The organism is Comamonas sp. GW821-FHT11H03 (assembly GCF_058807955.1).
The window spans coordinates 211089-225929 of record NZ_JBXARF010000009.1 but is presented as its reverse complement, the minus strand read 5'-3'; the positions used below and the strand labels follow the sequence as shown (position 1 = coordinate 225929).

The window sequence follows — 14841 nt, the reverse complement described above, 5'->3', positions numbered from 1 at the left end:
GGCTTTTTCATCTCCGCAAACACTATGTCGAGCTTCAGGAGCTACGCAGCATGAGTGCATCCGGCCTGCTGGCCCAGTTGCTCAACGGTCTGGCCAGCGCATCGTCGTTATTCCTGGTCTCCGTCGGGCTGTCGCTGATCTTTGGCGTCACGCGCACCATCAACTTTGCCCATGGCTCGTTCTATATGCTGGGCGCCTTCATGGCGTACAGCAGCGTGGATCTGCTTTCGCCCCATATCGGCTTCTGGCCTGCCTTGCTGCTCGCGCCGCTGGCCTGCGGCCTGCTGGGTGCGCTGACGGAGATGCTGCTGCTGCGCCGCATCTACAAGGCACCCGAGCTGTTCCAGCTGCTGGCCACGTTTGCGCTGGTGCTGGTCATCAAGGATGCGACGCTGTGGCTGTGGGGCCCCGAAGAACTGTTCGGCCCGCGCGCGGCGGGGCTGGAAGGCTCGGTCGAAATTCTGGGCCGCCAGTTCCCCACTTACGATCTGTTTTTGATCGCTGTCGGCCCATGCGTGCTTTGGGGCCTGACGCTTTTATTGACCAAAACCCGCTTCGGCACGCTGGTGCGCGCGGCCACACAGGACCGTGAAATGGTGGGCGCTTTGGGCGTCAACCAGGCCTGGCTGTTCACCGCCGTGTTTGCCCTGGGCACGCTGCTGGCAGGTCTGGGCGGTGCGCTGCAGCTGCCGCGCGAGCCCGCCAGCCTGGAAATGGACATGCTGACCATTGGCGCCGCGTTTGTGGTGGTCGTCGCCGGCGGCATGGGCAGCATACCCGGCGCCTTTGTTGCGGCACTGCTGGTGGCCGAGCTCAAGGCCGTTTGCATCTGGCTGGGCGTGCAGGAGATTGCGGGCTTGGAGATCTCGTTCTCCAAGCTCACGCTGGTGGTGGAGTTCCTGGTCATGGCCGTGGTGCTGGTCTGGCGCCCCTGGGGCCTGCTGGGCAAGCCCCAGGCGCTGGCACGCAGCGCTGGCGAGCCCGAACAGCCGCTGCGCGCTGCGGGCAGAGGTGCATCTTCGGCATGGGCGGCCTTGCTGGCCATGCTGGTGCTGTTTCCGCTGGTCGCCGGAGAGTCCGGCAGCTACGCCTCCGTGCTGCTGACCGACATCTTTATCGCCTCCTTGTTTGCCGCCAGCCTGCATTTCATCCTCGGACCCGGTGGCATGCACTCCTTCGGTCATGCGGCCTACTTTGGCCTCGGTGCCTACGGCGCGGCCCTGCTGGTGCGTACGCTGGACCTGCCCATGGAAGCCGCGCTGCTGCTCGGTCCTCTGGCCGCCGCTGCGGGCGCCCTTCTCTATGGCTGGTTCTGCGTCCGACTGTCGGGTGTCTATCTGACCATGCTGACGCTGGCGTTTGCGCAGATCAGCTGGGCCATCGTCTTTCAATGGGATGACTTCACAGGCGGCAGCAACGGCCTGACTGGCGTCTGGCCCCCTGAATGGGCATCGCAGGGCGCGGCGTTCTACTGGCTGGCTCTGGGCCTCTGCGCGCTGGGCATATACCTGCTGCGCCGTCTGCTGTTTTCTCCTCTGGGTTATGCGCTGCGCGCCTCGCGCGACTCGGCGCTGCGTGCCGATGCCATCGGTATCGATGTGCGCCGCGTGCAGTGGACGGCGTTCGTGATCGCCGGGCTGTTCGCCGGCCTGGCCGGGGCGCTGTTAGCCTTCAGCAAGGGCGGCGTTGCGCCCGACGCGATGTCGGTCACCAAATCGGTCGATGCGCTGGTCATGGTGCTGCTGGGCGGCGTGCAGACGCTGGCCGGCCCTCTGGTCGGCGCGGCAGCCTTCACCTGGCTGCACGACACCGTGGCACGCAACACGGAATACTGGCGCGCGTTGATGGGAGCGACCATGCTGATTCTGGTGCTGCTGGCCCCCCAGGGCATTGCCGGTTACGCGCAGATGCTGTGGGCCAGGCTCACTCCTAAGCAAGCAGCGGGAGGCCGCACATGAGCCTGCTGCAAGTAAAGAACATCAGCAAGGCCTTCGGCGGTGTGCAGGCCGTGCAGAACGTCTCGTTCAGCCTGCAGGCCGGCGAGCTGCTGGCCTTGATCGGCCCCAACGGTGCGGGCAAGAGCACTACCTTCAACATGGTCGGTGGCCAGTTACCGCCCGACAGCGGCCAGGTGCTGCTGAACGGCCAGGCCATCACCGGCCTGCCGCCGCGCGCCATCTGGCGCAAGGGCGTGGGACGCACTTTCCAGATTGCACAGACTTTTGCCTCGCTCAGCGTGACGGAAAACGTGCAGATGGCGCTGCTGTCGGCCGATCGCAAAATCTTCAGCTGGTGGCCGCGTGCCGCCAGCCACCGCCGTGCCGACGCCCTGGCCCTGCTGGAGCAGGTGGGCATGCAGGCCCAGGCCGATCGCCCCTGCAGCGCACTGGCCTATGGCGATGTGAAACGAGTGGAGCTGGCCATGGCGCTGGCACATGAGCCGCTGCTGCTGCTCATGGACGAACCCACGGCCGGCATGGCCCCAGGCGAGCGTGTGGCCCTGATGCAGCTGACGCGCCAGCTTGCGCAGCAGCGCCGCATGGGCGTGCTGTTTACCGAGCACAGCATGGATGTGGTTTTCGGACAGGCCGACCGTGTGGCCGTGCTGGTGCGCGGCCAGTTGCTGGCCGAAGGTACGCCGCAAGCCATTCGCGACGACGCGCGCGTGCAGCAGGCCTACCTCGGCACCGGCCTCGTTCTTGAAAAACAGCAATGAATCAAATGCATAGCAACCAGCTCTTGATGGATAAGGGCAAGAGCCCAAAATTGCTTGAAGTCCAGAACCTCAATGCCTGGTATGGCGCAGCCCATATCCTGCATGAGGTATCGCTGGCCGTGGGACGCGGCGAGGTCGTGGCACTGATGGGGCGCAATGGCGCCGGCAAGTCCACCACGCTCAAGAGCATTGCCGCCCTGGTGCCGCGCCGCGAGGGCAGTATTCGCTTCATGGGAGAGGCGATAGAGAAAAAAGCCTCGCACCAGATCGCACAGCGCGGCCTGGGCTATGTGCCCGAGGACCGCCGCATCTTCACCGAACTGACGGTGCTGGAAAACCTGGAGGTCGGCAAGCAAAAGCCACGCCGCTGGCCCGATGGCCAGGCCGTGCCGCACTGGACGCCCGAAAAACTGTTTGCGCTTTTCCCCAACCTGGGCGAGATGCCCGAGCGACTTGGCGGACGCATGAGCGGTGGCGAGCAACAGATGCTGAGCGTGGCCCGCACGCTGATGGGCCAGCCCTGCCTGGTGCTGCTGGACGAGCCCTCCGAGGGGGTTGCTCCACTGATCGTCGAGCAGATGGCGCGCACGATTCTGGAGCTGAAGGCACAGGGCATTGGCATCTTGCTCAGCGAGCAGAACCTGCCGTTTGCCGAGGTCGTGGCCGACCGGGCCTATGTGCTGGAAAAAGGCCAGATCGTGCACGCAGCCAGCATGGCCGAGCTGGCTGGCGACAAGGCCGTGCGCCAGCAATATCTGGGCGTTTGACAGCCAAGGTTCAGCGCGTCGGCAGCAAGGGCGTCAGCGCGCGCAGCCGGCTGGAGCGCGACAGGCTGCTCGGCAGCAGATAACGGCCGCCCAGAATCGGCAGTTCCACCTCGGTAAATACCACCTCGAGATCCGCACCGCTTTGCAACCAGGCCCGCCAGACCAGGGTGGTGCAGTAGATGCCCTGGCCCGATCCCCGCAGCTGAAACGGCTGGCCCTGCTGGGCCATGGCCCAGGCCACGGCCCGCTCACGCGCCCCGGGGTCTGCCGTGACCTGGTACAGGCGATAGGCGTGGGCGCGCCGAACGTCCAGAAAGAAGTCCAGCGAATCCAGCACCACGGCATCGGGCTGACCCTCACGTTCGGAGGGCGTGGCATGCAGCACCTGCCACTGGCCGGGCCGTCCGACCAACATGCCCACATGGCTGAAGTCACCACCGTCCACGGCTTGCACCAGTTGGCTGACGTTCTCCGTACCCCGGCGAAAGATCAGATCGCCAGGCGCAGCCTGCGGCGGCAACGGCGGCATGGCAAAAGCCAGGCCCTCACAGCAGGCCCACACTGCGATACCAGCGGCCGTTGCCAGCCGCGCAAGCATCACAGCCGCACTTTCCAGACACCTTCTTCCTGGACCAGATTGATGCGCTCGCGGCGGGTGCTGCCATCGCGATAGCTGACCAGCACCCTGAGCTTGATGACCTGCTCCTCCTCGGACATTTTTCTTTCCACCACTTCCACCTTGGCCAGGCCGCCCTTGGAGTCGATCATTCCCTTGGCACCTGCCAGCAGGCGGCGCAGCTTGTACTCAAAACTCGCCAGCTGCTCACTGGAAATATTGCGTGCCGAGACCAGGGCAATGCAGGCGTCGAAATCACCGGCCGCAACCAGCGCGTAAAAGCGCTGGATCAGCGCATCCTGACTTTGTTCGGGGGTGATCGTGGCACAGGCCGACAGGCCCAGAGCCAGAGGCAGCGAGAAGGAAAGATGCAGACAGCAACGGCGGGAAAAGGAGACAGAAGCAGACACGGACCGGGCAATGCAAAAACAAGGAAGGCCGCAGTGTAGTCGCCACGGCGGCCCTGCTCCTGCGTGCTGTCAGTGCACCGGCTTATTCGACCACCACCGGGCTGAACTCCGGTGGCGCGCCGAAGTAGGCGCGCGGCGACGGCGGCTGCGCGCCATCGATGTCCTGCACGCCATACTGGCTGGCCAGTTCGGCCGTATAGAACACGCCCCCGGAGCGCTGCTCCAGGCAGTCGGCATCGGCATGCAAGGCCAGCACCACCCGGCCTATGAATTGCGGCGTTTCGGCGCTGTCGAAGCTGTCGCCGTACTTGTCGGGTTCGGCCGCGCAGACGCGTTCGGAGCGTTCGGTCCTGACCAGGCCGGGCCAGAGCGAAACCACGCTTACGCCGGCAGGCTTGAAATCGTGGGCCATGTCGAAGCTCATCTTGTCCGAGCCGGCCTTTCCCGCGCCATACGCCGGCCCATGCATGTAGCAGCGGCTGCCGGCTGACGAGATATTGACCACCAGGCCGCGCGCCACGATCAGCAGGCCGGCCGCGCAATGGCTGGCCACGTAGGTGGAGCGCAGACCCACATCGAGCAGCCCGGTCATCTCCAGCGGCTTTTGCCAGAACGGGCCAGGCACGGTCAGGGGATCGGGAATCGCAATCGCACAGTTAACCAGAATGTCGAGCCGGCCATGCTCGCGGCGCACGCGCTCGAACAGTGCCGCCACCTGGGCATCATCGCCATGGTCACAGGCCACAGCAATGCCTTTGCCGCCGGCAGCCGTCACATCGGCAGCCGTCCTGCCCACGGTGCCGGGCAGCGGCGAGTCGCCCTCCTTCACGCTGCGCCCCGTCACATAGACGGTTGCCCCCGACGCACCCAGCGCCAGCGCCACACCCCGGCCCACGCCACGGCTGGCCCCCGTCACCACACATACCAAAGCCTGGTTCATGCCGTTCCCCTGTTTCATGAAGCAGCCTGAATCTGAACCAGACGGCGGAGCCCGGCAACGTCCGATAAGACTAGGTGTTGCGCTGCATGCGCTGCTGGGCCCAGGCGTGGCGGGCCAGTGTCTGCTGCGCCAGATGGAGCACGGGCGCATCCACCATGCGGCCGTCCAGAACGCAGACACCGCCGCCGGCCTCGGCCATTGCCTGACGCAGGCGCTGCGCGTGGGCCACGGCGGCGGGGTCGGGGTCGAAAACGGCATGCAGCGGCTGCACCTGGGCCGGATGGATGCACAGCTTGCCGCCAAAGCCCATGCGCCGCGCGCGTGCCGCGTCCCGGGCCAGCCGCTCGTGGTTGCGCGTGTCCACCGTCACGCCGTCCACGGCCGCGCCAAGGCCGGCGCGGCGCGAGGCCAGGACCAGGGCCATGCGCATGGGCAGCAGCTCCTCTTCGTCCTGGCCGCAGGCCATGCCTGCATCGACCTGGAAGTCCAGATGGCCGAAGGCCAGCCGCACCACCTGGGGCGCGGCGGCCAGGGCATCGGCCACGTCCAGTCCGGCTACGCTCTCGATCAGGGGCAGCAAGGCCGCCTGCGCCCCCGCAGCCTGTGCCACTGCATGCAGGGTCTGGGCACGCTCGGCCTTGGAGACCATGGCACCGGCCACGCCCTGCTCCACCAGTTGCGCCAGCGCGCGCAGGTCATCCACATGCCAGGGCGTGCCCTCGGCGTTGATGCGCACCAGCAGGCGTGCGCGTGCCGGGCCTTCCAGCGCTTCCACGGCCTGGGCCAGCGCCTGGCGCGCGCCCTCCTTGTCGGCCGGGGCCACGGCGTCCTCCCAGTCGGCGATGACCATGTCGGCACCGCTGTCCAGGGCCTTGCCAAGGCGCTCGGGCCGCGTGGCGGGGACGAAGAGAAAGGAAGTGGCCTGTCGCGCCAGATCGTGCATGCGTATGTCCTTGCGGGATTGCTTATTCGGCCGAGACGCCGGCCGCCTTGATGACCTTGTCCCAGCGCGCGACCTCGGCCTGCAGGTGGGTGCGCAGGCCTTCGGGCGTGGCCTTCTCAGGCGAAACCAGGTCGGAGCTGAGCTCGGCGATGCGCTTTTTGACGTTCTCGTCCTTGATGGCCACGTTCAGCGCCTTGTTGATGGCCATGACCACCTCCTTGGGCGTGCCCTTGGGCGCATACATGCCGTGCCAGACCTTGACGTCGAAGCCCTTGAGGCCCTGCTCGTCCAGCGTGGGAATGTTGGGCAGGGACGACAGACGCTGAGGCGTGGTCACGCCGAAGACCTTGGCGCGCAGACCGTCCTTGATCACGGGCACGGTCTGCGTGGTCTGGTCGCACAGCAGGTCGACCTGTCCGCCCATGAGGTCGTTCATGGCCGGGCCTGCGCCCTTGTAGGGCACGGTGGTGAGCTTGACGCCCGCCTGGTGCATGAACAGCATGCCGCACAACTGGGAGACGGCGCCAATGCCGGCATTGGCCAGCGAGACCTTCTCCTGGTTCTTCTTCACGTAGTCCAGCAGCTCGGCAAAGTTGTTGGCCGGAAAGTCCTTGCGCGACAGCAGCGTCATGGGCACGTCCAGCACCTGGCCGATGTACTCGAAGTCCTTGAGCGGGTCATAGGGCAGCTTCTTGTACAGCGCGGGCGCCGTGGCCATGCCCATGTGGTGGATGAGGATGGTGTAGCCGTCGGCCTTGGCCTTGGCCACGCGGTTGGGCGCAATGGTGCCGCCCGCGCCCACGGTGTTTTCCACCAGCACGCTCTGGCCCAGCACCTGGCCCATGGGAATGGCCAGCAGGCGCGCCACCACATCGGTGGGGCCGCCAGCGCTGTAGGGTACGACGAGGACGACGGGCTTCTCGGGCCAGGCCGCGGCCAGAGCTCCGGTGGTCGTCCCTCCGGCGGCAAGGGCGCAGGCGGCGGCCGCTGCCTGAACAAGGCGGCGGCGGAAAGGGTTTGTGCTTTGCATGGTTTGTCTCCTGTGCACTTGGGTGGAAGCGGGAGGCGCTCTGTGACGGCACCTTTCCCGTGGGTCCGCCGGCCGGGGCCGGCGCGAAAACTCAGTCAAGCAGGCGCTGCACGCGCGGCCAGTGCGCGATCTGCCACAGCCGCGCGACAGCAGCCTGCGCGGGGTCGTCCTGCAGGGCTCCGCCATAGGCGATCAGGCGCAGCGCCTTGGCCGTGATCTCCTCGCGCGACAGCGTGTTGCCGGGGTCACCCTTGGGTTCGTCGACACGGCCCTTGAGCAAACGGCCATCCGTGGTCTGCACGCTGACCTTGCCTATCCAGCGCCGGGGATAGGCCGCGTCGACCTCGGCATCAAGCTCCATGCTCACCTTGTCGCGCAGCTCCACGGTTTCCTGTGCCAGATAGTCGCGATCGAACTCCGTCAGCCCCGCATGGCCGTGACGCGCCGCCAGCGCCAGCACCGTGCCCATGGAGAACTTGCTCTGGTGCACGGTGCTGGGCCTGACCACGGGGCCCAGCACATCGATGGCGCCCTGGTGCACATGGCAGGTGACCTGCACCAGATCGGCCGGCGCGAGGCCGTGGTCCTGCATGACCTGCAGCAGCGCATCGGCCGCAGGATGGGTGTGACGGCAGGAGGCATGCCATTTGAACGAGGTCTCGGCTGTGGCCCAGCGCGTGCCGATGCCGTCCGTGAGGCGCGTGGGATCGGCGTCCGTGGACATGCCTGCCGCCAGGCCCTGCGGCCCCGTGAAGATGTCCTGCGCGCCCGTGAAGCCGTCCCGGGCCAGGTAGGCCGACATCAGGCCCGCAGCAGCGGCATGCGCGGTGTGCAGTTGCTTGCTGTCGGCGCCTGTGCGCAGAAACTCCCACAGCCCTGCCGACTGCGTGCCGGCCGAGCCAAAGGCATGCTGCATCTGCGCGGGCGTGAGGCCCAGCAGCCGGCCCACGGCGGCGGCTGCCGCCAGCGTGCCTGCCGTGGCCGTGGTGTGGAAGATGCGGTAGTGGCTGCGGCCCAGAAACTCACCCACGCGGATGCCGACCTCATAGCCGGCCACACAGGCGGCCATGAGCTCGACGCCGCTGGCACCAATGCTCTGGGCCACGGCCAGCGCGGGCGCGAAGACCACGGCAGCGGGATGGAAGACCGAGCCGTTGTGCACATCGTCCTGCTCTGCCACATGCGAGGCCGCTGCATTGGCCAGGGCCGCCATCATGGGCGAGGTGGTGTCGGCACGGCCCAGGATCTCGCAGGGCCCCTGCGCCGGTCCCTGGGACAGCGCAAAGCGCGTGATGCTCTGCACGGGGCGCGCACCCTGGCCCGCCATCACCGAACCGAACCAGTCCACCCAAAGATCTTCGGCGCGCCGCTGCACCTCCTGCGGAATGTCCTCCCAGCACAGCGTGGCCGCGAACCGGGCCAGCGGATGAATGCTCACTTGGGTCTCGTTCTTCATGAAATCACTCCCGCGCATACACTGCGCACAGTTCTCACAGGGTTGCTTCTTCGGCATACAGAGCACGGATGCGCTCGGCCGACCAGCCCAGCTCGGCCAGGATGGCCTCGCTGTGTTCGCCGACGGCGGGCACCGCCTCCATGCGGTAGTCAAAGGCACTGTTGACGCCGGGCGGCAGCAGCGCCTGAACCGGCCCGGCCGGACTGTCCACGCTGCACCAGCGCTGGCGTGCGGCCAGTTGGGGATGGGCCCACAGGCCGGCCATGTCGTTGACGCGCGCATTGGCAATGCCGGCCGCATCCAGCCGCTGCACCACCTGGGCGGCATCCAGCGCGTTGAACACGCCCAGGATCAGCGCACGCAGTTCCTCGCGGTGTGCATTGCGCCGCGCATTGCTATCAAAGCGCGCATCCACGGCCAGCGCGGGCTGCAGCAGCACCTGCTCGCAAAAGAGCTTCCATTCGCGTTCGTTTTGCAGGCCCAGCATCACCGTGCCACCGTCACCAGTCTCGAACGGCCCGTAGGGATAGATGCTGGCGTGCGAGGCGCCGGTGCGCGGCGGCGGCGGCGCGCCGTCCCAGGCGTAGTACATGGGGTAACCCATCCACTCGCCCAGCGCCTCCAGCATGGACACGTCGATGTGGCTGCCCTCGCCCGTGCGCCCGCGCAGCAGCAGGGCCGACAGGATGTTGGTGTACGCATACATGCCGGCCGCGATATCGGCCACCGAGATGCCCGCCTTGGACGGCACTTCGGGCGTACCCGTGACCGAGAGAAACCCCGCCTCGCTCTGGATCAGCAGGTCGTAGGCCTTCTTGTCTCGGTAGGGGCCGTCTGCGCCGTAGCCGCTGATGTCGCAGACGATGAGTTGGGGGTTGTGGGCCTTCAGCACCTCCCAGGACAGTCCCATGCGCGCGGCCGCGCCCGGAGCCAGGTTCTGCACCAGCACATCGACGCCTTCGAGCAGCTGCATCAGCGCCTCCAGTGCGTCGGGCCGCTTGAGATTGAGCGCCAGGCTTTGCTTGCTGCGGTTGATCCAGGTGAAGTGCGAGGACTGGCCGCTCACACGCTGGTCATAGCCGCGCGCAAAGTCGCCCGCACCGGGGCGCTCCACCTTGATCACGCGCGCGCCCAGATCGGCGAGCTGGCGCGTGCAAAACGGTGCGGCCACCGCATGTTCCAGCGAGACGACGGTGATGCCGTCGAGAGGGCGGATGGTATTGGTCATGAATCGGTCATTCCATGGATTGGCTTGGTGAGCGGCGCGTGCAACCGGCGCGAAGCAGGCCAGCAGACGCCGCGCAAGGGCCGCCCCGCCGCGCTGGCGTCGTCCCCCTGCCCGAATTGCTCAGCAATTCGAGAGAAGGGGGAAGCGGCGCAGCCGCTCAGGGGGCTGCCCATGTCAAAACGAACGGGGCAGCCCGAGGATGTGCTCGGCCACATAGGAATAGATCAGATTGGTGGAGATCGGCGCCACCTGATAAAGGCGGGTCTCGCGGAACTTGCGCTCCACGTCGTACTCGCAGGCAAAGCCGAAGCCTCCGTGGAACTGGATGCAGGCATTGGCCGCCTCCCAGCTGGCCTTGGCCGCCAGGTACTTGGCCATATTGGCCTGGGCGCCCATGGCCTGGTTCGCGTCGAACAGTTCGCAGGCCTTCCAGCGCATCAGATTGGCGGCCTCGACCTCGATGAAGGCATCGGCGATCGGGAACTGCACGCCCTGGTTCTGGCCGATGGGACGGCCGAACACCTGGCGGTCCTTTACGTAATTCGTCACACGGTCCAGGAACCAGTAGCCGTCGCCTATGCACTCGGCCGCAATCAGCGTGCGCTCGGCGTTCAGGCCGTCGAGGATGTACTTGAAGCCCTTGCCTTCCTCGCCGATCAGGTTCTCCTCGGGGATTTCCAGGTTCTCGAAGAACAGCTCGTTGGTCTCGTGGTTGACCATGTTGGGGATGGGACGCACGGTCAGGCCGCTCTTCTGGGCCTCGGCCAGGTCCACCATGAAGATAGACATGCCCTCGCTCTTTTTCTTCACCTCGGCCAGCGGCGTGGTGCGCGCCAGCAGGATCATGAAGTCGCTGTGCTGGATGCGGCTGATCCAGACCTTCTGGCCATTGATCACATAGCGCCCGTCCTTCTTCACGGCGCTGGTCTTGATCTTGGTGGTGTCCGTGCCCGTGGTGGGCTCCGTGACCCCCATGGACTGCAGCCGCCATTCGCCCGAGGCGATGCGCGGCAGGTATTTCTCCTTCTGCGCCTGCGAGCCATGGCGCAGCAGCGTGCCCATGTTGTACATCTGGCCGTGGCAGGCCCCCGAGTTGCCGCCGCAGCGGTTGATCTCCTCCATGATGACGCTGGCCTCGGTCAGGCCCAGGCCGCTGCCGCCGTACTCCTGCGGAATCAGCGCGGCCAGCCAGCCTGCCTGCGTGAGCGCGTTGACGAAGGCTTCGGGGTAGGTGCGCTGCTCGTCGATCTTGCGGAAATACTCGTCGGGAAACTCGGCGCACAGCGCACGGATGGCGTCGCGGATTTCGTGGTGGTTATTGGAGCTGGTGTGTTCAATCATTTCAAGCCTTTTGGCGACAAACGCTTGTCCAGCAAGCGCTCTCAGCGATGGGTTTCAGTCTTCAAGCCACGGTGGCCGTGGCCTGCATGGTCAGAAGCCCTTCATGGTCCTGCGCCCACAGGTCGATGGTCCTGCCGTCCTCGTGCAGCTTGCCGTGCACGCTGAAAGGGTGAAGGTCGAAGGTCGGCCGCAAGGCCTTGAAGTCGAACGCAACCACCCTGGCGCCCTGCAGCTGGCGGCGCAGCAGATCGAGCAGCAGCGTGGCGATCAGCGGACCATGCACGATCAGACCCGGGTAGCCCTCGACCTGGGTCACATACTGGCGGTCATAGTGGATGCGGTGGCCGTTGAAGGTCAGGGCCGAGTAGCGGAACAGCAGCACGTCGTCAGGAACGATGGTGCGAGACCAGGTTTGCTGGCCGTCCAGCGGTGGCTTCTGCGGCGTGGGCGCGGGATCGCCGGGCTTGAGCGGCGACGGGCCGCCCCTAGCCGCGAGGGCCCCCTCGGGGGGCAGCGAGGACACGCCAGTGCCGAGCGTGGGGGTCCGTTCAGCCGCGCGGTAGACGATGTCATGCTCCTCGACCAACGCCAAACCGTCCTGGTTCGAGAAACGATGCTCCACCAGCACGAACAGCAGCTCGCCCGAGCGTCCTGTCTTGTGCTGCACGCTGCGGATGGTGGAGACGCGCTGCACCTGCTGCCCCACGCGCAGCGGATTGCCCGCTTCCCAGCGCAGCCGTCCGCCGGCCCACATGCGGCGCGGCAGCGGCACTGGCGGCAGAAAGCCGCCGCGCCTCGCATGCCCGTCGGGACCGATCTCGCTCTGGCGCGCATGCGGCAGGAAATATAGCCAGTGCCACAGCGCAGGCACGGCTGAGCCGTCTTCTGGCACGGGGTCGTCACGGTCCAGCGTTGCCGAGAGGGCACGCAGCGGGGCGGCGGTGATGATGTCGAGCGCGGCTTCGCTTTTGCTCTGCCAAGACTGGAGCTGTGCCAGCTTGGCGTCATCGATGATTGCAGGTTGCGGTTCTGTCATGGCTGCCATGGTCGAGGCAGCGCCGCCGGCAGGCAATCCGCGTTTTTGAAAGCATGTCTTCAGCGCTGCCTAAGGGCGTGACAACCCGTGGTGCGCAACAGCGACTTTCACGCTGACGAAGTCCGCCCTCGGGATTGGCAAATGGCGTCCGCACCGGTTTGCCGGCATGCTGGGCTCATCTCTCACGACAACAGCAAAGGACGACAAGCCATGGACCAGAAGATGATGCAAGACAAGGTCGTAGTGGTGACCGGCGCCGGAGGCGGCATCGGTCGAGACATCGCCTTGGCCATGGCGGCGTCGGGAGCCAGAGTGGTGGTCAACGACATCGGCACGTCCACCACTGGCGAAGGCACCGACGCCGGTCCGGCGCAGAAAGTGGTCGACGAGATCAAGGCCGCAGGCGGCCAGGCCGTTGCCAGTACCGACAGCGTCTCTGAAGCGGCCAGTGCCAGCCGCATTGTGCAATGCGCGGTGGACAGCTTCGGCCGCATCGATGGTGTCGTCAACAACGCCGGCATTCTGCGCGACCGCTTCTTTCACAAGATGAGCCTGGAGGAGTGGGACGCCGTCATCAAGGTTCACCTCTACGGCAGCTACTTCATGAGCCGCGCCGCCGCCAACCACTTCAAGGAACAGGAAAGCGGCGCCCTGGTCCACATGACTTCCACCTCCGGCCTGATCGGCAACCTGGGCCAGGCGAACTACAGCGCTGCCAAGCTGGGCCTGACCGCCCTGTCCAAATCCATTGCGTTGGACATGGCCAAGTTCAATGTGCGCTCCAACTGCATCGCGCCCTTTGCCTGGAGCCGCATGATCGGCTCCATCCCCACCGATACCCCCGAGCAGCAGGCGCGTGTGGCCAAGATTCAGCAGATGACGCCCAACAAGATCGCGCCGCTGGCGGTCTATCTGCTGTCCGACCAGGCCAGAGACGTGAACGCCCAGGTCTTTGCCGTGCGCAACAACGAGCTGTTTCTGATGAGCCAGCCACGTCCGCTGCGCTCGGTGCATCGCAGCGAAGGCTGGACACCCGAGTTCATTGCCGAACACGGCATGCCCGCACTCAAGGCCTCGTTTGTACCCATGGATCGCTCGGCCGACGTGTTTAGCTGGGATCCAGTCTAAAAAAACACCCCCTGAGCGGCTGCGCCGCTTCCCCCTCTCTCGCTTCGCGGGAGGGGGACGGCGCCCTCGCCGCGAGGCGGCTCTTGCTCGGCGCCCCTGGGTTGGGGTGCGCCGGTTTTGAAGGCTGTTGGTATTGCGCCAGCGCAATCAATCACCGAGATGACCCGTTCCATGACCATTCGCTACGACCACCTGAAACAGCGCCCCTTCGAGCCCGTGCGCCAGCACTATAGCGAGCGCGACACCATGCTCTATGCACTGAGCCTGGGCCTGGGCAGCGACCCACTGTGCGCCGACGCCCTGCCCTTTTTCTACGAAGGGGCGCCGGGCGGGCTGCGCGCCCTGCCCTCGCAGGCCGTGGTGCTGGGCTACCCGGGCTTCTGGGCGCGCGAGGCCGATACCGGCATCGACTGGGTGAAGCTGCTGCATGGCGAGCAGCGGATGCGGCTGTACCGCCCCCTGCCGGCCAGCGCCGACGTGGTGGGCCACAACCGCATCACGCACCTGACGGACAAGGGCGAAGGCAAGGGCGCCATCATGGTCACCGAGCGGCGCCTGGAGACCGCCGGGGGCGAGCTACTGGCCACCGTGCAGCAGGTCAGCTTTCTGCGCGGCGATGGCGGCTACAGCCTGCTGGACGGCGGCCAGCCCAGCGATGCCCCCCTGGCGCCGCTGCGCCCCACGCCGGAGGACCGCGCGCCCGACTTCACCGACACCCAGGCCATACGCCCCGAGGCCGCGCTGCTGTACCGCCTGATGGGCGACTACAACCCGCTGCATGCCGACCCGGCCGTGGCACGCAAGGCCGGCTTCGAGCGGCCCATTCTGCATGGCCTGGCCAGCTATGGCCTGGTGGCCCATGCCGTGCTGCGCCAATGCGGCGACCGCAATCCCGCGCGCCTGAAGGCGCTGGATGTGCGCTTCACCTCGCCCGTCTATCCCGGCGAAACCCTGGTCACCGAGATCTGGCGCACGCCCGACCAGCCCTGCCAGCTGCAGCTGCGCGCCCGCGTGCTCGAACGCGACAAGGTCGTGCTGAGCCATGGCTACGCCGAACTCGCTTGAATGGATCACCCCCTGAGTCGCTGCGCGCCTTCCCCCTCTCTCGCTTCGCGGGAGGGGGACGACACCCTCGCTGCGGGGCGGCCCTTGCTCGGCGTCCCTGGCTTGGGACATGCCGATTTGGACGCCTCGTCAAAGGTGCGCATAGGAGCAAGCAAGACATTCCAG

14 protein-coding genes are annotated in these 14841 nt (G+C 66.4%); 5 read left to right on the top strand and 9 right to left on the bottom strand.

From position 1 onward, the window contains the following. Positions 1–50: 50 nt before the first annotated feature. The 3 genes from AC1RTQ_RS19730 to AC1RTQ_RS19720 are packed head-to-tail and all read left to right on the top strand — an operon-like array spanning position 51 to position 3483. Positions 51–1958 (top strand): ABC transporter permease, encoded by a 1908-nt coding sequence (locus AC1RTQ_RS19730; protein ID WP_492878214.1) that lies wholly within the window; start codon positions 51–53, stop codon positions 1956–1958. Next, entirely contained in the window at positions 1955–2716 is a 762-nt protein-coding gene (locus tag AC1RTQ_RS19725; RefSeq protein WP_492878212.1) for an ABC transporter ATP-binding protein, read from the top strand. Before AC1RTQ_RS19730 ends, AC1RTQ_RS19725 begins: the two co-directional genes overlap by 4 nt. Then, a complete protein-coding gene (locus AC1RTQ_RS19720; protein ID WP_492878210.1) occupies positions 2713–3483 on the top strand; it encodes an ABC transporter ATP-binding protein in 771 nt (256 codons plus the stop codon). The genes AC1RTQ_RS19725 and AC1RTQ_RS19720 overlap by 4 nt, the downstream gene beginning before the upstream one ends. Before the next feature lie 10 nt (positions 3484–3493). Here the strand turns inward: AC1RTQ_RS19720 and AC1RTQ_RS19715 are convergent, their stop codons facing one another. The 9 genes from AC1RTQ_RS19715 to AC1RTQ_RS19675 all read right to left on the bottom strand — a co-directional run bounded on the left by AC1RTQ_RS19715 (position 3494) and on the right by AC1RTQ_RS19675 (position 12492). Further along, on the bottom strand, positions 3494–4012 hold the full coding sequence (locus tag AC1RTQ_RS19715) for a YiiX/YebB-like N1pC/P60 family cysteine hydrolase (protein WP_492878209.1): 519 nt from the start codon (positions 4010–4012) through the stop codon (positions 3494–3496). A gap of 68 nt (positions 4013–4080) precedes the next feature. Next, entirely contained in the window at positions 4081–4509 is a 429-nt protein-coding gene (locus AC1RTQ_RS19710) for a DUF4878 domain-containing protein (RefSeq protein ID WP_492878208.1), read from the bottom strand. 82 nt (positions 4510–4591) lie between these two features. Then, complete coding sequence (locus AC1RTQ_RS19705; RefSeq protein WP_492878207.1) at positions 4592–5449, bottom strand: SDR family NAD(P)-dependent oxidoreductase; 858 nt, start codon at positions 5447–5449, stop codon at positions 4592–4594. 70 nt (positions 5450–5519) lie between these two features. Then, positions 5520–6392: an HpcH/HpaI aldolase/citrate lyase family protein gene (locus AC1RTQ_RS19700; protein ID WP_492878206.1), complete on the bottom strand. Its 873-nt coding sequence runs from the start codon at positions 6390–6392 to the stop codon at positions 5520–5522. A 22-nt stretch (positions 6393–6414) separates the two neighbouring features. Further along, a complete protein-coding gene (locus AC1RTQ_RS19695) occupies positions 6415–7422 on the bottom strand; it encodes a tripartite tricarboxylate transporter substrate-binding protein (RefSeq protein ID WP_492878205.1) in 1008 nt (335 codons plus the stop codon). A 91-nt stretch (positions 7423–7513) separates the two neighbouring features. Beyond that, a complete protein-coding gene (locus AC1RTQ_RS19690; RefSeq protein WP_492878203.1) occupies positions 7514–8878 on the bottom strand; it encodes an MmgE/PrpD family protein in 1365 nt (454 codons plus the stop codon). A gap of 34 nt (positions 8879–8912) precedes the next feature. Then, positions 8913–10106, bottom strand: a complete 1194-nt coding sequence (locus tag AC1RTQ_RS19685; protein WP_492878201.1) for a CaiB/BaiF CoA transferase family protein — start codon at positions 10104–10106, stop codon at positions 8913–8915. Positions 10107–10280: 174 nt separating this feature from the next. Beyond that, a complete protein-coding gene (locus AC1RTQ_RS19680; protein WP_409811729.1) occupies positions 10281–11447 on the bottom strand; it encodes an acyl-CoA dehydrogenase family protein in 1167 nt (388 codons plus the stop codon). Between the two features lie 61 nt (positions 11448–11508). Beyond that, the gene (locus AC1RTQ_RS19675) at positions 11509–12492 is read right to left on the bottom strand and encodes an HTD2 family dehydratase (protein ID WP_492878199.1); all 984 of its coding nucleotides are present in this window, start codon (positions 12490–12492) and stop codon (positions 11509–11511) included. 201 nt (positions 12493–12693) lie between these two features. Between AC1RTQ_RS19675 and AC1RTQ_RS19670 the strand changes: the two genes are divergently transcribed. Further along, positions 12694–13611: an SDR family NAD(P)-dependent oxidoreductase gene (locus tag AC1RTQ_RS19670; RefSeq protein ID WP_304351994.1), complete on the top strand. Its 918-nt coding sequence runs from the start codon at positions 12694–12696 to the stop codon at positions 13609–13611. 171 nt (positions 13612–13782) lie between these two features. Next, a complete protein-coding gene (locus AC1RTQ_RS19665) occupies positions 13783–14676 on the top strand; it encodes a MaoC family dehydratase (RefSeq protein WP_492878317.1) in 894 nt (297 codons plus the stop codon). Positions 14677–14841 lie beyond the last annotated feature (165 nt).